The 19,541-nt window shown below is 66.2% G+C and carries 14 protein-coding genes; 6 read left to right on the forward strand and 8 right to left on the reverse strand.

The window, feature by feature from the left end:
- The 5 genes from A5779_RS15930 to A5779_RS15950 form a co-directional block, all read right to left on the reverse strand.
- The coding region (locus A5779_RS15930) for an HNH endonuclease signature motif containing protein (RefSeq protein WP_064883459.1) at positions 1 to 1,477 on the reverse strand (1,477 nt) is incomplete at its 3' end.
- Positions 1,478 to 1,533: 56 nt separating this feature from the next.
- Positions 1,534 to 2,052 (reverse strand): 2'-5' RNA ligase family protein, encoded by a 519-nt coding sequence (locus A5779_RS15935; RefSeq protein ID WP_064883461.1) that lies wholly within the window; start codon positions 2,050 to 2,052, stop codon positions 1,534 to 1,536.
- A gap of 1 nt (position 2,053) precedes the next feature.
- Positions 2,054 to 2,731 (reverse strand): dethiobiotin synthase, encoded by a 678-nt coding sequence (bioD, locus tag A5779_RS15940; protein WP_064883463.1) that lies wholly within the window; start codon positions 2,729 to 2,731, stop codon positions 2,054 to 2,056.
- Positions 2,728 to 3,903 carry an 8-amino-7-oxononanoate synthase gene (locus A5779_RS15945; protein WP_207549084.1) on the reverse strand — a complete coding sequence of 392 codons (1,176 nt, stop codon included), beginning with the start codon at positions 3,901 to 3,903 and terminating at the stop codon, positions 2,728 to 2,730. Before A5779_RS15945 ends, bioD begins: the two co-directional genes overlap by 4 nt.
- Positions 3,904 to 3,913: 10 nt before the next feature.
- Positions 3,914 to 5,212, reverse strand: coding sequence for an adenosylmethionine--8-amino-7-oxononanoate transaminase (locus tag A5779_RS15950; RefSeq protein ID WP_064883466.1), 1,299 nt, complete (start codon positions 5,210 to 5,212; stop codon positions 3,914 to 3,916).
- 91 nt (positions 5,213 to 5,303) lie between these two features.
- Between A5779_RS15950 and A5779_RS15955 the strand changes: the two genes are divergently transcribed.
- Genes A5779_RS15955 through treZ form a run of 4 tightly spaced genes read left to right on the forward strand, consistent with a single transcriptional unit; the run spans position 5,304 to position 13,652 of the window.
- The gene (locus A5779_RS15955) at positions 5,304 to 7,484 is read left to right on the forward strand and encodes an acetyltransferase SucT (protein ID WP_064883467.1); all 2,181 of its coding nucleotides are present in this window, start codon (positions 5,304 to 5,306) and stop codon (positions 7,482 to 7,484) included.
- A 49-nt stretch (positions 7,485 to 7,533) separates the two neighbouring features.
- The gene (glgX, locus tag A5779_RS15960; RefSeq protein ID WP_236734786.1) at positions 7,534 to 9,657 is read left to right on the forward strand and encodes a glycogen debranching protein GlgX; all 2,124 of its coding nucleotides are present in this window, start codon (positions 7,534 to 7,536) and stop codon (positions 9,655 to 9,657) included.
- Position 9,658: 1 nt separating this feature from the next.
- Positions 9,659 to 11,926 (forward strand): malto-oligosyltrehalose synthase, encoded by a 2,268-nt coding sequence (gene treY / locus A5779_RS15965; protein WP_064883470.1) that lies wholly within the window; start codon positions 9,659 to 9,661, stop codon positions 11,924 to 11,926.
- Positions 11,919 to 13,652 (forward strand): malto-oligosyltrehalose trehalohydrolase, encoded by a 1,734-nt coding sequence (gene treZ / locus A5779_RS15970; RefSeq protein ID WP_064883472.1) that lies wholly within the window; start codon positions 11,919 to 11,921, stop codon positions 13,650 to 13,652. The genes treY and treZ overlap by 8 nt, the downstream gene beginning before the upstream one ends.
- Here the strand turns inward: treZ and A5779_RS15975 are convergent.
- Positions 13,646 to 14,104 (reverse strand): winged helix-turn-helix transcriptional regulator, encoded by a 459-nt coding sequence (locus tag A5779_RS15975; protein WP_064883473.1) that lies wholly within the window; start codon positions 14,102 to 14,104, stop codon positions 13,646 to 13,648. The genes treZ and A5779_RS15975 overlap by 7 nt on opposite strands.
- A gap of 82 nt (positions 14,105 to 14,186) precedes the next feature.
- On the opposite strand from A5779_RS15975, the gene A5779_RS15980 reads away from it, so the two are divergent.
- The gene (locus tag A5779_RS15980) at positions 14,187 to 15,302 is read left to right on the forward strand and encodes an MFS transporter (RefSeq protein ID WP_064883475.1); all 1,116 of its coding nucleotides are present in this window, start codon (positions 14,187 to 14,189) and stop codon (positions 15,300 to 15,302) included.
- Here the strand turns inward: A5779_RS15980 and A5779_RS15985 are convergent.
- Both A5779_RS15985 and A5779_RS15990 read right to left on the reverse strand, forming a co-directional pair.
- Positions 15,271 to 15,927: a DUF2182 domain-containing protein gene (locus A5779_RS15985; RefSeq protein ID WP_165609793.1), complete on the reverse strand. Its 657-nt coding sequence runs from the start codon at positions 15,925 to 15,927 to the stop codon at positions 15,271 to 15,273. The two genes, A5779_RS15980 and A5779_RS15985, sit on opposite strands and share 32 nt — an antisense overlap.
- 158 nt (positions 15,928 to 16,085) lie before the next feature.
- Positions 16,086 to 17,705 (reverse strand): tyrosinase family protein, encoded by a 1,620-nt coding sequence (locus A5779_RS15990; RefSeq protein WP_064883479.1) that lies wholly within the window; start codon positions 17,703 to 17,705, stop codon positions 16,086 to 16,088.
- Between the two features lie 150 nt (positions 17,706 to 17,855).
- Between A5779_RS15990 and A5779_RS15995 the strand changes: the two genes are divergently transcribed.
- Positions 17,856 to 19,520, forward strand: coding sequence for a M4 family metallopeptidase (locus A5779_RS15995; RefSeq protein WP_064883481.1), 1,665 nt, complete (start codon positions 17,856 to 17,858; stop codon positions 19,518 to 19,520).
- The last annotated feature ends 21 nt before the right edge of the window (positions 19,521 to 19,541 follow it).

The raw sequence follows: 19,541 nt of genomic DNA on the forward strand, positions 1-19,541 counted from the left end.
CGAGGTCGTTGTTGAGTTCGGCGCGTAGGCGTCGTTCTTCGGCGATGCGGTCTTGGCTGTCTTGTTCGCGGGTGTGTGGGCGTTTGGGCATCATCGCGCTCCGGTGCGGATTCTCGTTGGGGGCTCCGGGTTCGGACAAGTTGAGGTTCCCGGTGGGTTGACCCAGGGTGGGGAACATACCCGCGCCGTGCGGTTCGGTGACATGCGTGTGGCCGGTCGGTGTGGTGATTTCGACTGTGCCGTCAGGTAATTGACGATCCGACCAGCCGGGGCAAAACGTCTTCACCAAATGATGGGCCCGGCAGTACAGCTTGGTGTTCGATGGATGCGTCGGGCCCGCCGGATAGGGCACGGTGTGGTCGATGTCGCACCGGGCGATCGGGGCGTCACAACCGGGGAACCGACACGTCAGATCGCGCCAGCGGATGAACTCCGACAGTGCCACCGACGGGCGATACCCCGGCTCAGCCCCCTCGGGGGCGGCGGACTCGCTGGGTTCGATCGGCGCCTCAGGCGAACCGCTCGATTCGGTCGACTCAACCGTGTCAGACACCGTGCCTTGTTCGGCCGGAGTCTTAGGCGCTGCAGGCATCCGCACCGGCTTGATCTTGGCCGCGGCCGCCAGGTCGCGAACGGATTCGGCGGGCAGGATGCCATACCCAGGCAGATACCCCGGATTCTGCGAGGTGCCATCGAGAGTGGATTGCTCGGCCAGCACGTGCACCACCGCCGCATCCGCCGCCGCACGCTTTTGGGCGGCCGGGCAATTATCCCGACCACACCGGCAGGTCAAGTGGGCCTCCCGCCGCGCCAACGGCCCGATCGCATCGGCACGGCGCCGCTCCCGGCTGCGCGGATCATGCTCACACACCGTGTCCGCCAGCGCATCCAGGCGTTGATCGAACGCCGCCCCGTCGGCGGCATCCACATTGGCGACGATGGTGGCCTGACCGGGGCTGCCCGGATCGACCTGCACAAACCGGTCTTGCGCCAGATCCGGCGGCACCCGGACCCCGTTCGGATCGAGCTTCGCGATCCACTGATCAATCCGATCCCGCAACTGCCGCTCGGAGAACCGCATCCACTGAGGCGCCCGCGCAGCTAACTCGGCGTCCAGCCCGGCCCACACCGCGCGGTCCGTGGTCTCGGTGCGGGCGATGATCATCCGCACCACCCGATAGTCGATATCGCCGACGGCGAAGCGGGCTGCCACCTGGGGCAGTTTGTCGCGCAAGACCCGAGCGTGATGTACCTGGGTGCCGCCGCGGCCCCGGCTGATCCGCATCGCCACCGACACCTCCGCCGAAACCTCTTCGAACGGATCGGTGCGCCACAAAATGCTGTCGGCCAGTTCCTGTTCACGCAGGCTGTCCAACGCCCCGATCGCGGCCAACCGTCCGGCGATCGCCACCGACTCGGCCCGCGTAGCAGCACTGACCTTGTCGATCAGCTCCACATCAGACAGTGAGTCGAACATGTGTTCGATTATGCCACCACCCACCGACGCTGCGGGCGAATTCGGGCCGGACAGACCTAGGGGCAGTTCCCGATCGGGTGACCCAGGCGCTTGTCGCCGTCCCAATGACGTAGCCCGGTCACCTGACCGACGATCTCGGCGGGTCGCCCGGCGATCCGCACAGCGGTGGTCAGCCGGCCCGGAGCGATCCGCCGGGCCAGCGTGACGTGCGGGGTCCAATTCCCCGGTTCGGTGTGCGGCATCGCAGCCGGGTCCATGAACGGCAGACACAGTCGATACACCTCGGCCTGGACCTCGAGCAGCTCGTCCGTCGGGACCAGCAGCCGTGCCAATACTCCGGCCGAGCGCCCGAAGATCAGCGTCGCGCCCAGCCGGCACGGCAGCGGGAACCGGTCGACGAGTTCGGTGAGCACGACGTCAGCCTGAACGTCGACGTGTTGGGCGACGGTCAGCGTCGCGTGCGGCCTGCCGGCGGGCGCCTGGCTGGGAATGTCGGCCTCGCGCAGTGCATCCCAGATTTGCCGGACCGCGGCTTCGGTGTCCGGGTCGAATACCAGCTCGACGGAATGGACCATCTCAAGCCAGGCCGGTCAGCCAGTTCAGATCGAAGGCGTCGGCGCAGATCTTCTCGAACTCCTCGGCGCTCGCCCGGCCCGCCCCTGCGGGCAGTACGGCACGCACCGGCGCCAACCGTGCCAGCGCGTCCCGGTTGCCGGACTCGGCGACCCCGGGGTGGTCCGGCCACGCCCCGATCACCAGGCCGGCGCAGGTAATTCCTTGCCCGGCAAGAGCTTCCAATGTCAATGCGGTGTGGTTGAGCGTTCCCAGCCCCGGGGAGACCACCACGAGGACGGCGGCGGAGAGGTCGACGGCCAGATCACGCAGCGTGACGCCGTCAGCCCCCAGCTCGACCAGCAGACCGCCGGCACCTTCGACGAGGGTCAGCCCGTCGGGAACCTCGGCAGCGCGTACCGCATCCGCCAACTCGGTACGCGTCGGCAACGGAAGGCCGGCACGTTGCGCGGCCGCCACGGGCGCCAGCGGTTCCGGGTACCGCCATCCGCCGTGCAGATTGCCGACCCCGGACAACCGGTTCACCTCACCGAGGTCGTTGTCACCGTCCACGGTTCCGGTCTGCACCGGCTTGGATACCGCGACATCGAGCCCGGCAAGCCGGGCCGCGCAGGCCAGCGCCGCGGTCGTCACGGTCTTGCCGACACCGGTGTCGGTCCCGGTGACGACGAGCGTGCTCACAACCGGGCCTCCGACAGAACCTCGGTCAACACCTGACGGGCCAGATCCATCTCGTCGGCGGTCAGCGAGGCCCGGGCCGTCAAGCGCAGACGTGAGGTGCCCTCGGGAACCGTCGGTGGCCGGAAGCAGCCCACCCGTACGCCGCGGTCCAAACAGGCGGCAGCAGCAGCCACCGCGACCTCGGGCTCACCGAGGATCACCGAGACGACGGCGGAATCGGGCACCGCGGTATCCCCGGAGATGCGGGCCAGCTCGGCGGCATGGTTCAGAACCGCTTGCGCTCGCTGGGGTTCGGCGATCAGCACCCGCAGCGCGGCCGACGCCGCACCGACTGCCGCCGGTGCCAACCCCGTATCGAAGATGAACGGACGGGCCGCGTCGATCAGGTGGGCGCGGATCGGCTCGGGGCCGAGCACCACGCCACCCTGGCTGCCGAGCGCCTTCGACAGTGTCGTCGTCATCACCACGTCCGGCGCTCCCGCGAGGCCCGACTCGTACAACAGGCCCTGTCCGCCCGGACCGCGCACGCCGAGCCCGTGTGCCTCGTCGACGAGCAACAACGCGCCGTGTCGGCGGCAGACCGCGTGCAGTTCACGCAGCGGCGCCAGCACTCCGTCGGTGCTGAACACCGATTCGGTCAACACCACCGCGCGGTCCTCGGTCCGCGACGAGAGTGCGGCATCTACGGCGTCGACGTCGAGGTGCGGCGTGACGGTCACCCGCGCACGGGACAACCGGCAGGCGTCGACCAGCGAGGCATGCGTCAGGGCGTCGGAGACGAGCAGTGAGCCGGGGCCACTCAACGCGACGACGGCACCCAGGTTGGCGGTGTAACCCGACGAGAAGACCAATGCCGACTCGGCACCGACGAACGTCGCCAGCGCGGTCTCGAACTCTTCGTGCAACTCGGTGTTTCCGGTGACCAGCCGCGATCCGCCGGCGCCGGCACCCCAGGTGCGCAGCGCCTCGATACCGCCGTCGAGGACCTCAGGGTGTTGCGACAGCCCCAGATAGTCGTTGGAGGCAAGGTCCAATTCGGTCGCCACAGCGGGGCGGGTGCGCAGCTCACGACGAAGCCCGGCCTGCCTGCGCTGCTGCTCGACGTCGGTGAGCCAGGCCAGCGGTGAAAGATCCGTGCGCGTCACGTAGTGCTCCCTCGGGCCGACGACCATTGAACACCGTTCAGGTTAGTGCACGAGCGACGCCGACCATGCCGGCGGTGATCTGTTCCACCTCTGCAGGCGTGCAGATGAACGGCGGCATGGCATAGACCAGCTTGCCGAACGGGCGCAGCCAGACCCCGTGCCGCAACGCCGCCAGCGTCGCCACCCTCATGTCGACCGGCTCGCGCATCTCGATCACGCCGATGGCGCCGAGCACCCGAACATCGGCGACGCCGGGCAGCGCGCGGGCCGGCTCCAGTCCCAGTCGCAGGCCCGCCTCGATCTCGGCCACCCGTGCCGGCCAGTCACTGGCGACCAGCAGTTCCACCGCGGCGACACCGACTGCACAGGCCAGCGCGTTGGCCATGAACGTCGGCCCGTGCATCAGCGCGCCGGGCTCCCCCGCACTGATCGTCCGTGCGATCTCACGGGTACACAGCGTGGCCGCCAGGGTGATGTAGCCGCCGGTCATCGCCTTGCCGACACACATGATGTCCGGGCTCACCCCGGCGTGCTCGGCGGCGAACAGCTTTCCGGTGCGACCGAACCCGGTGGCGATCTCGTCGAAGATGAGCAGTACATGGTGGCGATCGCAGATCGCCCGCAAGTCCGCGAGGTACCGCGGGTCGTGAAACCGCATTCCCCCGGCACCCTGCACAACGGGTTCGACGATGACGGCGGCGAGCTCATCGGCGTGCTCGGCCAGTTGCCGCTCGAACGCCTCGCTATAGGACGGCTCGTAGTCGCCGGGGACGGGCGGTGCGAAAACTTGGGGCACCAGAACGTCGGACCACAGGGAATGCATGCCACCGTCGGGATCACACACGCTCATCGGGGTGAAGGTGTCGCCGTGATAGCCGCCGCGCCAGGTCATCAGACGATGTTTCGACCCTCGGCCGACGCTGCGCCAATACTGCAGCGCCATCTTGACTGCCACCTCGACCGACACCGACCCCGAGTCGCTGAAGAACACGGTCTCCAGGGGTTCGGGGGTGAGGTCGACCAGCAGCTGGGCCAGCCGGGCGGCCGGCTCGTGGGTCAGACCGCCGAACATGACGTGGTTCATCGTGGCGAGTTGGTTGTTGATGGCACGGTCCAGCACCGGATGCCCGTGTCCGTGCACGGCAGTCCACCACGACGCCATCGCATCGAGAACCTCGATCGGTGCGCCGTCGGTAGGGTCGATCACAGTCAGCCACGCGCCCTTGGCCCCGACCGCCACCACCGGCGGTAGCGTGTCCGCGCCCATGGCGCTGTAGGGGTGCCAGATGTGGGCTGCGTCGATGGCGCTGATCTGCGCCGGGGTCAGCTCGGCCACAGTCGGGCAGCCTAGCCCTTTGCTCACAGGGTGTGACGCACGCATCCGAAATGTGAGCGGCGGGCCGATGTTAGGTAAATTGGCCTCGACCATGAAAACCCTTGACGCCCCCCGGACGGAGCCCGGCACCGAATCCGGTTCCGTTCCGCACGCAGTCATGGGCACCCGTGCATCAGGTTTCTACCGCCACGATCTGGACGGACTGCGCGGTATCGCGATTGCCCTCGTGGCGATGTTCCACATCTGGTTCGGTCGAGTTTCCGGTGGTGTCGACGTTTTCCTGGCGCTGTCCGGATTCTTCTTCGGCGGCAAACTCCTGCGGATCGCACTCAACCCCGAAGCTCCGCTGTTGCCCGTTCCCGAACTGGTCCGGTTGATTCGGCGCCTACTTCCAGCACTGGTCGTGGTGCTTGCCGCAGCCGCCGTGCTGACGATCCTCGTGCAGCCAGAGACCCGCTGGGAAACGTTTGCTGACCAGAGTCTGGCGAGCCTGGGCTACTACCAGAACTGGGAACTGTCCAACACCGCCGCGGACTACCTTCGCGCCGGTGAGGCGGTCAGTCCGCTGCAGCACATCTGGTCGATGTCGGTCCAGGGGCAGTTCTACGTGGCGTTCCTGGCGCTGGTCTTCGGGTTCGCTTTCCTCGGCGGCCGGATCTTCGGACGGCACCTACGCACCGCGTTCATCGTTTTACTGGGCGCCCTGACCATCGCGTCCTTCGTATACGCGATCATCGCCCACAACAACGACCAGGCCACCGCCTACTACAACAGCTTCGCCCGCGGCTGGGAGCTGCTGATCGGCGCGCTCGCCGGGGCTTTGGTTCCGGCGGTGCGGTGGCCGATGTGGCTGCGCACGATCTTGTCCACCGTGGCGTTGGCGGCCATCCTGTCGTGCGGTTGGTTGATCGACGGCGTCAAGGAGTTCCCGGGGCCGTGGACGCTGGTTCCGGTCGGCGCCACCGTCCTCTTCATCCTGGCGGCCGCGAACCGGTCCGAGGATCCGAGCGCGGGCCAGCGGTTACCCGCACCCAACCGGATGCTGGCAACAAAGCCGTTCGTGTCGCTGGGCTCGATGGCGTACTCGCTCTACCTCTGGCACTGGCCGTTGCTCATCTTCTGGCTGTCCTACTCGGGCCACGCGCACGCCAACTTCCTCGAGGGCACGATCGTGCTGCTGGTGTCGGGCGTGCTCGCCTGGCTCACCACCCGTTACATCGAGGAGCCGCTGCGCTCGCAGAAAAAAGCAAAGGACACCACCCAGAGTGTGTCCATGCCCGCCATTCCGTGGCGGGTCCGGCTGCGTCGGCCCACCATCGTCCTCGGCTCCATCGTCGGACTGCTCGGTGTCGCGTTGACGGCCACCTCCTTCACCTGGCGCGAGCACGTCACCGTGCAGCGCGCCAACGGCAAGGAGCTCTCCGGACTGTCGGCCCGCGACTACCCAGGGGCCCGCGCACTGATCGACCATGCCCGCGTGCCCAAGCTGCCGATGCGCCCGACGGTGCTCGAAGCCAAGGACGATCTGCCCGCGTCCACGACCGACGGCTGTATCAGCGATTTCGGCAACACCGACGTGATCAACTGCACCTACGGCGACAAGGACGCGGCGCGCACCATCGCGGTCGCCGGCGGCTCACATGCCGAGCACTGGATCACCGCGCTCGATCTACTGGGCCGTCTGCACAACTTCAAGGTGGTCACCTACCTCAAGATGGGTTGCCCGCTCACCACCGAGGAAACCCCGCTGGTGATGGGCGACAACCGCCCCTATCCGAAATGCCATGAGTGGAACCAGAAGGTGATGACCCAGCTCATCGCCGATCGCCCCGAATTCGTGTTCACCACATCGACGCGGCCCTGGAACATCAAAGACGGCGACGTCATGCCGGGCACCTACATCGGAATTTGGGAAACCCTCTCCCAGAACAACATTCCGGTTCTGGCAATGCGCGACACCCCGTGGCTGACCCGCAACGGCAAGCCGTACTTCCCCTACGACTGCCTGGCCAACGGTGGCGATGCCATCTCCTGCGGCATCGATCGGTCCAAGGTACTCTCCGACCACAACCCCACGCTGGATTTCGTCGGGAGGTTTCCTCTGCTCAAGCCACTGGACATGAGCGATGCGGTGTGCCGGAAGGACTACTGCCGCGTGGTGGAGGGAAATGTGTTGCTGTACCACGATTCTCACCATATTTCGACGACGTATATGCGCACGATGACAGGTGAATTGGGCCGTCAGATGGCGGTCGCCACCGGTTGGTGGTGAACCCATGCCGCCGTCATCTCCCGTGCCTCCATCGTCAGCACCCACGCCGATGTCGACTGTGTGGCCCGGCGAGGCCTACCCGCTCGGGGCCACCTATGACGGTGCCGGCACCAACTTCTCGTTGTTCTCCGAAGTCGCCGAACGGGTCGAGCTGTGTCTGATCGCCAAGGACGGCACAGAACATCGGATCAACCTCGAAGAGGTCGACGGGTACGTCTGGCACGCCTATCTACCTACGGTCACCCCCGGCCAGCGTTACGGGTACCGGGTGTACGGCCCATGGGATCCGGGCAGCGGCCATCGGTGTGATCCCAGCAAGTTACTGCTCGACCCGTATGGCAAGTCGTTTCACGGTGACTTCGACTTCAGCCAGGCCCTGTTCTCCTACGACCTGAACGCCGAGCCGCCCGGTACCGGAAACCCGCCCGGGGTCGACTCTCTCGGTCACACCATGACCAGCGTGGTGATCAACCCGTTCTTCCAGTGGGGATCCGACCGGGCGCCCAAGACGCCGTATCACGACACGGTGATCTACGAGGCACACGTCAAGGGCATGACCCAGACCCACCCGGGAATCCCGGAGGAACTCCGGGGGACGTACGCCGGACTCAGTCACCCGGTGATCATCGAATACCTCCAGTCGCTGAACATCACCGCGATCGAGTTGATGCCGGTGCACCAGTTCATGCATGACCACCGCCTGCTGGATCTCGGGCTGCGAAACTACTGGGGCTACAACACAGTCGGCTTTTTCGCCCCGCATTTCCAGTACGCCGCCACCCGGCACGCCGGCGGCGCGGTGGCCGAGTTCAAGACCATGGTCAAGGCGTTCCACGACGCGGGTATCGAGGTGATCCTCGACGTGGTCTACAACCACACCGCCGAAGGCAACCACCTCGGTCCGACCATCAACTTCCGCGGCATCGACAACGCCGCCTACTACCGTCTGCTCGACGGACAGCCCGAGTACTACAAGGATTTCACCGGGACCGGCAACAGCCTCAACGCGCGGCACCCACACACGCTGCAACTGATCATGGACTCACTGCGGTACTGGGTCCTGGAGATGCACGTCGACGGGTTCCGGTTCGACCTGGCCTCCACACTGGCCCGCGAATTTTATGACGTGGACCGCCTCTCGGCGTTCTTCGATCTGGTCCAGCAGGATCCGGTGGTCAGCCAGGTCAAGCTCATCGCCGAGCCGTGGGACATCGGCGAGGGTGGCTACCAGGTCGGCAACTTCCCAGGTTTGTGGACCGAATGGAACGGGAAGTATCGCGATACTGTGCGCGATTACTGGCGGGGCGAGCCCGCAACTCTGGGGGAGTTCGCCTCCCGGCTGACCGGCTCCTCGGACCTGTACGAGGCCACCGGCCGTCGTCCCGGTGCCAGCATCAACTTCGTCACCTGTCACGACGGGTTCACTCTCAACGACCTCGTGTCGTACAACGAGAAGCACAACGAGGCCAACGGTGAGGACAACCGCGACGGCGAGAGTCACAACCGCTCGTGGAACTGCGGGGTCGAGGGACCGACCGACGATCCGGCGATTCTGGCCTTGCGCGCCAAGCAGATGCGCAACATCGTGGGGACGCTGATGCTGTCGCAGGGCACCCCGATGATCGCGCACGGCGACGAGATCGGCCGTACCCAGTTGGGCAACAACAACGTGTACTGCCAGGATTCCGAGCTGTCCTGGATGGACTGGTCGCTGCTGGAGACCAATGCCGAGCACCTCGAGTTCACCCGCAAGGTACTGGCATTCCGTAAGCGCCATGCGGCGTTCCGTCGTCGCCGGTTCTTCGAGGGCAAACCGATCCGCAGTGGTGATCAGGTCCGCGACATCGCCTGGCTCACTCCGGGCGGCACCGAGATGACTCCGGAGGACTGGGGAACGGGATTGGGAACCTGTGTCGCGGTGTTCCTGAACGGCGACTCCATCCCCGCCCCCAATGCCCGCGGTGAACGCGTGGTCGACGACACGTTCCTGCTGTGCTTCAACGCCAATGACCACGAGCAGGATTTCGTCACCCCCAACGGCGACTATGCCGCCGAATGGACCGGTGACCTCGACACCGCCAGTCCGACGGGCGATTCCGATCTGGTGGTGGCCGCCGGCGAGAAGATCTCGCTACAGGCCCGCTCCCTACTCGTCCTACGCAAGACGGCCTGACATGCCGCGCCCGGTGCTGTCCACGTATCGGCTCCAGATGCGCGGGGACTGCTGCACATTCGACGATGCGGTGAACCTGCTCGACTACCTCGACCGTCTCGGTGTGTCACACCTCTATCTCTCGCCGATCCTGTCGGCCGCACAGGGATCGACCCATGGATACGATGTCACCGATCCCACCACGGTGTCGACCGCACTTGGTGGATCCAAAGGTCTACAGCGCCTGTCGGAAGCGGCCCGATCCCGCGGCATGGGGCTGATCGTTGACATCGTGCCCAACCACGTCGGTGTTGCCCATCCCGAGCAGAACCCGTGGTGGTGGGACCTACTTCGGCACGGCCGAGATTCCGCTTACGCCGGCTACTTCGACATCGACTGGGATCTCGATGCCGGCCGGATCGTGTTGCCGGTCCTGGGTTCCGATGACGACGTCGCCGACCTCGTGGTCGACGGCGACGTGCTGCGCCTGGGCGATCTGGTCTTCCCCATCGCACCGGGGACCGGCGCGGGTACCGGCAGCGAAGTGCACGATCGCCAGCACTACCGGCTGACCGGTTGGCGCAGCGGAATCTGCGGCTACCGGCGCTTCTTCTCGATCACGTCTCTGGCCGCACTGCGCCAGGAAGACCGTGCCGTTTTCGACGCCAGCCATGTGGAGGTCAAACGCTGGTTCGACGAAGGATTGGTGGATGGTCTGCGTATCGACCATCCGGACGGATTGTCTGATCCCGCAGGCTATCTGCGGTGGTTGCGTGAGCTCACCGGCCCCGACGCGTGGATCGTGGTCGAGAAGATCCTGGCCGCCGACGAAAGCCTCGATGCATCGCTCCCGGTTAACGGCACCACCGGGTACGACACGTTGCGTGAGATCGGCGGACTGTTCGTCGACCCGGCCGCCGAGAGCCCGCTCACCGCGGTGAGTGGCGATCCGGATCCCGAGGCCGAATCGACGCTCAAGAGGGCTGCTGTGGCCGAGACCCTCGCCAGCGAGTTGGGCCGACTGTGCCGATCCGTCACGGCGGTGACCGGGCAGCACGACCCCCGACTGCCTGCGGCGCTGGCCACACTGATCAGCAGGATCGGCGTGTACCGCAGTGATTATCCGGCACTGGGCACGATCCTCCCGGTGGCGATACAGGAGTCTGCCTGCGCCGCACCCGAACTCACCGAAGCGTTGACCGCCATCTCGGTAGCCATGTCCCGCAGCGGCGAGGTGGTCTCCCGGTTCAACCAACTGTGTGGCGCCGCGACCGCCAAGGCCGTCGAAGACTGCCTGTTCTACCGCGAGGCGCGTCTCGTGTCGCTCAACGAGGTCGGCGGCGCACCGGAGTTGTTCGGGGTCACGGCGGCTGAGTTCCATCAGCGGGCGACGGCGCGAATGTGTGCCTGGCCGGCCACGATGACCGCATTGTCGACCCACGACACCAAGCGCGGCGAGGATGTCCGCGCCCGCATCGGCCTGCTGTCCCAGGTGCCCGAGACGTGGGCAGATTCGGTCGAGCGGTGGATTGCAACGTCTACTCCCCCCGACCGTGACACCGCACTGTTCCTGTGGCAGAACATCTTCGGCGTCTGGCCGGTCGACGGCGCCGTGACCGACGAGCTTCGCTCCCGGCTGCACGGCTACGCCGAGAAGGCGATCCGGGAGGGCGCCACCAGGACGTCTTGGCACGACCCCGACGTGGATTTCGAGAACGAGGTACACGCTTGGCTGGACCGCGTGCTCGACGGGCCGGTCGCAGCCGAACTGACGGCATTGGTGAGCCGACTCGAAGCCCATGCCCGCAACGACATCCTTGGCCAGAAACTCATTCAGCTCACGGCACCCGGCATCCCCGACGTCTACCAGGGCACCGAGACGACCGAGGACAGCCTGGTCGATCCGGACAACCGGCGCCCGGTCGACCATGCGGCACTGCGCGGAGCTGCGGAGCGCGGCGACGACGACAAGCTGCGCGTGACCATGGCCGCCCTGGCGCTCCGCCGGGCCCGGCCCGAGACATTCCTGGCCGGCGCCTACGCCCCGCTGCCGGCGACCGGCAGTGCCGCGAGACACTTGGTGGCGTTTCTGCGAGGTCAGGATGTGGTGGTGGCCGCCTGTCGATGGACCGTGGCGCTGGCCGAAACCGGCTGGGAAGACACAATATTGCCGCTGCCCGTGGGCCAGTGGCTGGATCGACTGAGCGGGCGTCAGTGGGCTGGGTCGGTCCCGCTGACCGAGCTGCTCGCCGATTCGCCGGTGGCGCTGCTGGAGCGTACCGATGACTGAATTCACCGTGTGGGCACCGGCCCCCGACCGCGTGCGGGTCGACGTCGACGGAACGCTGCACGACATGGTGCGCTCCGAAGACGGCTGGTGGCGTGCCGAGGTCGCCAGCCGTAGCGACGCCCGATACGGGTTCGTTCTCGACGACGATCCGACAGTGCTGCCCGATCCTCGCTCAGCGCGCCAACCCGACGGTGTACATGAACGCTCCCAGCTGTGGCAGCCCGCGCCCGATGCCTGGACCGACAGCGGCTGGGCGGGCCGCTCGATCAGCGGCGCGGTGATCTACGAACTTCATGTCGGAACCTTCACTCCCGAGGGCACATTCGATTCCGCCATCCACAAGCTCGACCACCTGTTGGATCTCGGTGTCGATTTCGTGGAGTTGATGCCGGTCAATGCCTTCAACGGCACCCATGGGTGGGGCTACGACGGCGTGCTCTGGTACGCAGTGCACGAGCCCTACGGCGGTCCCGACGGACTGATCCGGCTCATCGATGCCTGCCATGGGCGTGGTCTCGGTGTACTGATCGACGCGGTGTTCAACCATCTCGGCCCCTCGGGCAATTACCTTCCGCGGTTCGGCCCCTACCTGTCATCCGGCCACAACCCGTGGGGCAGTTCGATCAACCTGTCCGATGCCGACGCCGACGAGGTGCGCACTTACATCATCGATTGCGCGCTGCGCTGGATGCGCGACTTCCACGCCGACGGCCTACGCCTGGATGCAGTGCACGCACTGGTGGACCACACCGCAATCCATCTGCTCGAGGAACTGGCGACCGACACCGACGCCCTGGCCGGGGAACTCGGGCGACCGCTGTCGCTGATCGCCGAAAGCGACCTCAACGATCCGCGGCTGATCACTCCTCGCGACCGCGGCGGGTACGGGCTCGCCGCACAGTGGGACGACGATATCCACCACGCCATCCACGCCGCGGTGTCCGGCGAAAGGCAGGGCTACTACGCGGATTTCGGATCGTTGGCGACGTTGGCGCAGACGTTGAAGCACGGCTACTTTCATGCCGGCACCTATTCGTCGTTCCGGCACCGCAGGCACGGTCGGCCATTGGACACCGCCACGATTCCGGGTACTCGGCTGCTGGCCTACACCCTCACCCACGACCAGGTCGGCAACCGCGCCGTCGGCGACCGGCCGTCACAGTTGCTGACCTTCGGCCAGCTGGCGGTCAAGGCCGCGTTGGCACTCGGATCTCCTTACACGGCGATGCTTTTCATGGGTGAGGAATGGGGATCCTCCTCGCCGTTCCAGTTCTTCAGTTCACACCCCGAGCCGGACCTTGCCCGCGCCACTGCCGAGGGGCGCAAAGCCGAGTTCGCCGAGCATGGCTGGGACGCCGACGAGATTCCCGATCCGCAGGACCCGGCGACCTTCCAGCGCTCCAAACTGAACTGGGGCGAGGTCACCGAGGGTGATCATGATCGGCTGCACCGCACGTATCACGCCCTGATCGCGTTGCGGCGCAGCGAACCCGACCTCGCAGATCCGTGGCTCGACCACATGTCCATCGACTTCGACGAAGAGCAGCGCTGGATTCTGCTGCATCGAGGGGCCGTGTCGATCGCCTGCAACCTGGGCACCGAGGCGGTGACGGTTCCCGTTTCCGGCGAGCTGCTCCTGGCGTGGGAAACCCCCGACATCCGCGCCGAATCCATGGTGTTGGCCGGCCACTCATTCGCCGTCCTGCGTAGCAAGCGCGATCAGTGAACCTTTCGCACGGACGTGCCGTCGAGGTCCACGACGGCACCGCGCGAGTTCGTCGGCCGTAGTTCCGAAAGTCGATCACCGCTCGTGTCGACGAGCACCGAGTGCGTCTCGCCAAATGCGAACGCATGCCGCTCACCCCACTGGCGCAGCGCCACCACCACCGTGAAGAGGTCACGACCGGTCTGGGTGAGGGTGTACACCTGCCGCCGGCCCGACGCGGCCGTCTCCCGGTCGAGAATGCCGCGGTCGACCAATCGGCGCAGGCGGTCGGTCAGGATGTTGCGCGCGATGCCGGTCCGCTGCTGAAAATCGGTGAAGGCGCGGGCTCCGTCCATGGCGTCACGCACGATCAACAGGCTCCAGCGATCCCCCACCAGGTCGAGGGTGCGCGCCACCGGACATGCGGGATCGGTCCAGGTCACGTCATCGCTGTACGGCATCGCCTCGCCCATCGCTCCCCCTGAAGAGTTGCTGAATGAAACTATTCTGCCGTAGCGTCGGTTCAGTTGCAATATGCAACCAATTGGAGGGTAGATGAAACCGACCGTCGGCCTGAAGATGCTTCTCGCCACCGTGTGCGCAGTGGCCGTGGCAACGATCTATGCGGCACAGCCGGTGCTGACCCTGATCGGCCACGACCTGGGCGTGCCCGATGCCGAGCTGGGATCGATCGTCACCGCCGGACAACTGGGTTATCTGGTGGGACTGTTCGCCCTCGTCCCGCTCGGCGACATGGTCGATCGCCGCCGGCTCATCAGCGGGCACCTGGTGTTGGCCGCAGTGGGCGTAACACTGGCCGCGACGGCCGCACAGTCCTGGCTACTGCTAGCCGGCCTGGCGGTGGCCGGCCTGTTCGCGGTAGTCGTTCAGACCACGGTCGCCTACGCTGCGGCTCTGTCCACACCCGAACAACGCGGCCGAACCCTCGGCGTGGTGACCTCCGGAGTCGTCATTGGCATCCTCGGATCCCGCGTGGCGGCGGGAGGAGCCGCAGCACGAGACATGCCAGCGTCAGCAACAGCACCGCCAGACCCGCCCCGTGCGCACACCACCTACGTCGAGGTGCTGGCGTCGTTGGGCCGACTGTTCGGTGACCGCCTGTTCGTCTCGCGCGGGGTGATCGCGTTCTTTCTGTTCGCCTCGTTCGGAACGCTGTGGAGCGGCCTGGCGCTGCCACTGGCGGCGGATCCGTGGCATCTGAGCACAGCTCAGATCGGACTCTTCGGAATCGCCGGCCTCGCAGGCGCACTCGGCGCCGCCCGGGCCGGACACTGGGCTGACGCCGGGTTCGCAAGTACGGTCACCGGCGGGGCGCTCGCATTACTGGCCGTATCGTGGCTGGCCATCGGGCACGTGTCATGGTCGCTGCTGCCGATCGTCGTCGGTGTCCTCGTGCTCGACTTCGCGGTGCAAGCTGTCCATGTGAGCAATCAGCACCTGCTGACCACTGCCCACCCGCACCGCACCAGCAGCGTCATCGGCGGCTATATGTTCTTCTACTCACTCGGCTCAGCCCTGGGTGCGACCGCCACGACCGCCGCGTTCTCGGCTGCAGGCTGGACCGCCTCGGCGCTCCTCGGCGCCGCCTTCGCCGGCTGCGCCCTCGTCACGTGGGCGGTCAGCGGACCGGCGCACCGAACGCCACGATGACGGCGACCAGTGCCAGAACTGCCGCGAACACCGGCAGATGGTCCACGGCTTTCGTGACCAACTTCTCCCCCGCCGCGACTCCGAAGAGGACCACCATCAGCCACAGTGCGTGCGGAGCCAACGCCATGGGCAGCATCATCGGGCCGCAGGCGCCCACACAGCGCAGCCCGTTACGCAGGCCCTCGCCGACGCATGCCCGGTCCGCTCGCCGGCCGTCCGCAGGCAGCGCCTGTACCCGATGACACGCCCGCAGGAACAACCGCTTCCGGCGGGTCAGTTCCCAGGCTGCCGCGCCCGCGAGCAGACCCGAGACCACCGGAACACCAACTGTTTTCACACCGATCGACCAGACAATGGCCAGCGCTGCGGCACCGAACACCGACCACACTGCGAGATAACCGAGTACGAACAACACTTGGCTGCGGTGCCGCCGATTCCACCTGCCGTTCATCGATATCGACCGCACGGCGGGCAGCGTCGTGGGCAGCATCATCGCCGCGGCCATGACCACCCACATTCCCAGCGAGGCAGGAAATTCGGGCACACCGGGACCCATCGCCGCGCAGCGTTCTGCGACGACGCCCAACCCTGACGCCCCATGGTGGTGGGCCGCAGCGTGAGGCACTGCCGAACAGTGATGGGCGCCAACGTGACCCGGAATCATCACGTGCAGTACCGTCACCGCCGACCAGGCAGCCACCGAAACCGTGAGCACGGATAACTCCGGATGCCGCCACCACAACCGTCGCCAGGGCGATGGCCGCGCCGGTGCTGCAGCCAGAGTCATTGCAGGAAGACACTCACGCGCCCGACGCGCGCCTGTCCCGGCTCCTGCGGTGCCGAGGCCTGAGCCCCCGGTAGCCGGATGGGATGAGCGGCCGGCTCCACGTACTGCGGCACGAAGGTGACGCTGACCTGGTCACTCCACCGCCCTTCGGCGGTGAACCGTTGATACAGACCGGTGATGTCGTAGGCGAGCCGCATCCCGCCGTGTTCATTGTCGGGATTGATGGTTTCCTCGATCCCGAAAAATGCGGCGACACCGACGAAATGGTCATCATCGACAGTGGGTTCACCGCCGCCCACGTCGAGATACACCTTGTAGGTGACGCCCACCGGCGCCGGGGACGTCACATCCTCGATCCGAAGGAAAGCGCGGGATACCGGGCTTTCCTCCTGGGCCAGAGGGCCCAGGGGTGGCGCGATGGCGAAGGTGACGTTCGTCGCCTCACCGGCGAGGGCGATCGCGCGATCCGATGCTCCGACGAGTTCCGGTGGGTTCTCGGGCGCAGGTGCGGTTGGCATGAGTGCCTCCAGTGCGACAGGGGCGGCGATGTCCTCATAGCTGTAGCTGAGCTGAGGGGCAGTTTCGAGCACCTCCTGAACCGTCTCGGTGAGCGTCGCCCGGTTCTCGTCATGGAAGTGGAAGGTCACACCGCTCAGCCAGGCGGCCTCCGTGGTGTTGGCGCGGTCCGGCATCGTCCGCCAGATCTCCCAGATCCGGTCGATGTTGGCATGATGTAGCCAGAAGATGGGGTCCAGCGCCGCCGTGTTGAACGATCCCATCAGTCCACCCACACCCACGTGGACGGCACCGTGGGGCGTTCCTTCCAACGGTCCCATCGCCGCACCGGGGTCCTCGCCGGCATGACTGAATCCCGTACGCCCACCGGCGAACCCGCCGAACCCGGCGAAGTCGACGGGCGCCAGCGCACTCGTCAGGTCGACATCGGAGGCAGGCAGTGACGAGCCGTCGTTGAGGTTCCGTCCGGGCACCCACAGGGGATTCGGTGTCACCCCGTCCGGCAGGGTCGTATCGAGGAAGGCCTGCGGCAGCCGGCGGCGGTCCGGGTCGTCGCTGGTGTAGTTCCAGTAAGGCAGCGCCCAGGTCGACTTGGTCTGTTCATCGACGTCGTCGAGTTCCTGGATGGCCGACGTGACAATCCGCTCGAACCATTGCAGATACATCCGGTGCCAGGGCAGGAAGAACCAGCAGAAGTGCTGGCACTGATTGCGGAACCGGTCGGGCTTCACGGTGGTGCCGTGAATGTCAGACTGATACTGCCAACCGATCGGATCCAGCTGATCCGCATCTGTCCGGCCGATCAGCACCTGAACTGCGCGGGCGTAGGCGTAGATCGTCGGGTGCCAGTGATCGATGTGATCGAGCGTCCAGATGTTGCGCCGAACGCGGGTCGATGCCGACTCCGCGACCGTGAGGGTGTCACCGGACTGCATGATGTGTTCGGCCATGGTCGGCTCTTCCTTGCTGCGGATCTCCAGTGGGGCGAATACCCACGTCAGGACGGTAAGCGCCCGGAGGCAGGGGCGCGCGCGTACATCACTACCTGTGTTCGGCGTCGACGCCGGCAGCACGCGCATCGCGGTGGCCCGCACACGCATCCAAGCTCCCGATCGCCGCGATATTCGAGTAGGCCACTACGCACGCATCTGCGCCGCACTCTGGCGCATGATCAGGCCGTGCCACGGCGCCGGCGCAGGCCGGTCCGCACCCGGGCAGCCCAACCCTCGGAGCAGGAGATGTGAGAACTCATGAACGACAACGGGTTAGAGAGCTTTGCACTGCACAGCGCGGACAAGTACCAGGGCCCGGCAGTACAGGCCATCAATGACGAGGCGGTTGTGCCCGGTGGGGCGCAGGCGATCGACGTGGCAACGCTCGATCCGGAATCGGCGGCACGCCGCTACCTCAACCAGATGATCTCCAGCCCCGAGGTGCCCTCGATCACCGACAGCAGCGCAGGCCCGGTGACCGAGTACCTGGCCCTGGGCACCGAGTCGATTCCGCTGACCGAATCCACCGTCGTGAAGTTCGCCCAATACCGCCAACGCATCCCGGTGTACGGGTCGCTCGTCACGATCGAACTCGACGACGCGAACAACATGCTGGCCGTCAACTCGGCGATCGGTAATCCCGAAGGGGTCGACGCGGTCGCGACCATATCGCCGGCGCAGGCCCAGGACGTGATCGTCAAGGATGCGGGCAAAGACGCATTGCCACTGCCGGAGCCACCCCGGCTCTACTTCTACTTCGACAAGAGTGCAGACTCCAGCGTCTGGCGCCTCGTGTACATCGCCAAGAACGTACAGCGCCACCGCGAGCGCACCTCCGACGGTCACCCGGAGACCCTGCCGGAGCTCTTCGACTACGTTGTCGACGCGCACTCCGGCGATCTCGTCGCCAAACTTCCCCGCACCCAGACGATTTCGTGGACCCTGGAAGAGCTGGACTCGACCGACGCCCTCGGCCAGACCCGCCGCATCCGGGCCGAACGCGACGAGAACGACAACAAGCGACTGGTGGATCCCACCCGGCGCATCGAGACCTACGATTTCGGGTTCCGCAAGATCGAATCGCAGTTCCGCTCACTACCGGGCGCGGCGCCGATCTCCAATCCACCGGCACCTTGGAGCCCGGCGGCGATCAGTGCCCACGCCAACGCCCAGGAGGTTGCCGACTATCTGTTGAACACGTTGCAGCGCAACGGCCTCGACAACCAGGGCGGTCCGTTCATCTCGTCCATCAACTGCACCTCTATCCAGGCCGCGACACCCCAGGAATGGCGCAACGCCGCCTGGATCGGCACCCAGATGGTGTACGGGCAGCGCAGTGTCGGCGGCGAACTGCGGTCGTATGCAGTGGCGATGGACGTCGTGGCGCATGAAATGACGCACGGACTGACCGACAACACGGCCCGTCTCGAGTACAAGGACGAGTCCGGCGCGCTGAACGAGTCCTACTCGGACATCATGGGGACGATCATCGCGAACTCCCAGAAACCCGACATCGACAGCTGGAACTGGGAAATGGGTGAAGAACTCGACGGTACCGGCGTACCCCTGAGGGATCTGAGTGATCCGGCCCGGCGCGGCCAGCCCGCGCACATGCGCGACTATGTACACACGACCCGGGACAACGGCGGTGTGCACACCAACAGTGGCATCCACAACAAGGCGGCGTTCAACATCATCAGCGCAAAAAACGGCCAGGGCCATCTCTTCACGCCCCAGGATGTGGCAGCGCTGTTCTACCTCGCACTGACACTTCATCTTTCGCGGACGTCAGGTTTCAGTGACAGCCGCCGGGCCGTGGAACTGGTGGCCAAGTCTCTGTTCCGCGGAGACTCCGAAAGCGTTCGGGATGAGAAGGTCGCCGCGGTGAGCGCCGGATTCGAGGCCACCGGGATCAGCGCCTGAAGGCTCGCCCTTCAGGTCGGG

This window comes from Mycolicibacterium peregrinum, assembly GCF_001665625.1.
Lineage (GTDB): Bacteria > Actinomycetota > Actinomycetes > Mycobacteriales > Mycobacteriaceae > Mycobacterium > Mycobacterium peregrinum_B.

Bases quoted from the DNA above. Each gene is read 5' to 3' on its own strand.
- glgX (WP_236734786.1), top strand. From the start codon at position 7,534: ATGTCGACTGTGTGGCCCGGCGAGGCCTACCCGCTCGGGGCCACCTAT.
- A5779_RS15980 (WP_064883475.1), top strand. From the start codon at position 14,187: ATGAAACCGACCGTCGGCCTGAAGATGCTTCTCGCCACCGTGTGCGCA.
- A5779_RS15995 (WP_064883481.1), top strand. From the start codon at position 17,856: ATGAACGACAACGGGTTAGAGAGCTTTGCACTGCACAGCGCGGACAAG.
- A5779_RS15975 (WP_064883473.1), bottom strand. From the start codon at position 14,104: ATGGGCGAGGCGATGCCGTACAGCGATGACGTGACCTGGACCGATCCC.
- A5779_RS15935 (WP_064883461.1), bottom strand. From the start codon at position 2,052: ATGGTCCATTCCGTCGAGCTGGTATTCGACCCGGACACCGAAGCCGCG.
- A5779_RS15955 (WP_064883467.1), top strand. From the start codon at position 5,304: ATGAAAACCCTTGACGCCCCCCGGACGGAGCCCGGCACCGAATCCGGT.
- A5779_RS15945 (WP_207549084.1), bottom strand. From the start codon at position 3,903: ATGGTCGTCGGCCCGAGGGAGCACTACGTGACGCGCACGGATCTTTCA.
- treZ (WP_064883472.1), top strand. From the start codon at position 11,919: ATGACTGAATTCACCGTGTGGGCACCGGCCCCCGACCGCGTGCGGGTC.
- treY (WP_064883470.1), top strand. From the start codon at position 9,659: ATGCCGCGCCCGGTGCTGTCCACGTATCGGCTCCAGATGCGCGGGGAC.
- A5779_RS15990 (WP_064883479.1), bottom strand. From the start codon at position 17,705: ATGCGTGTGCGGGCCACCGCGATGCGCGTGCTGCCGGCGTCGACGCCG.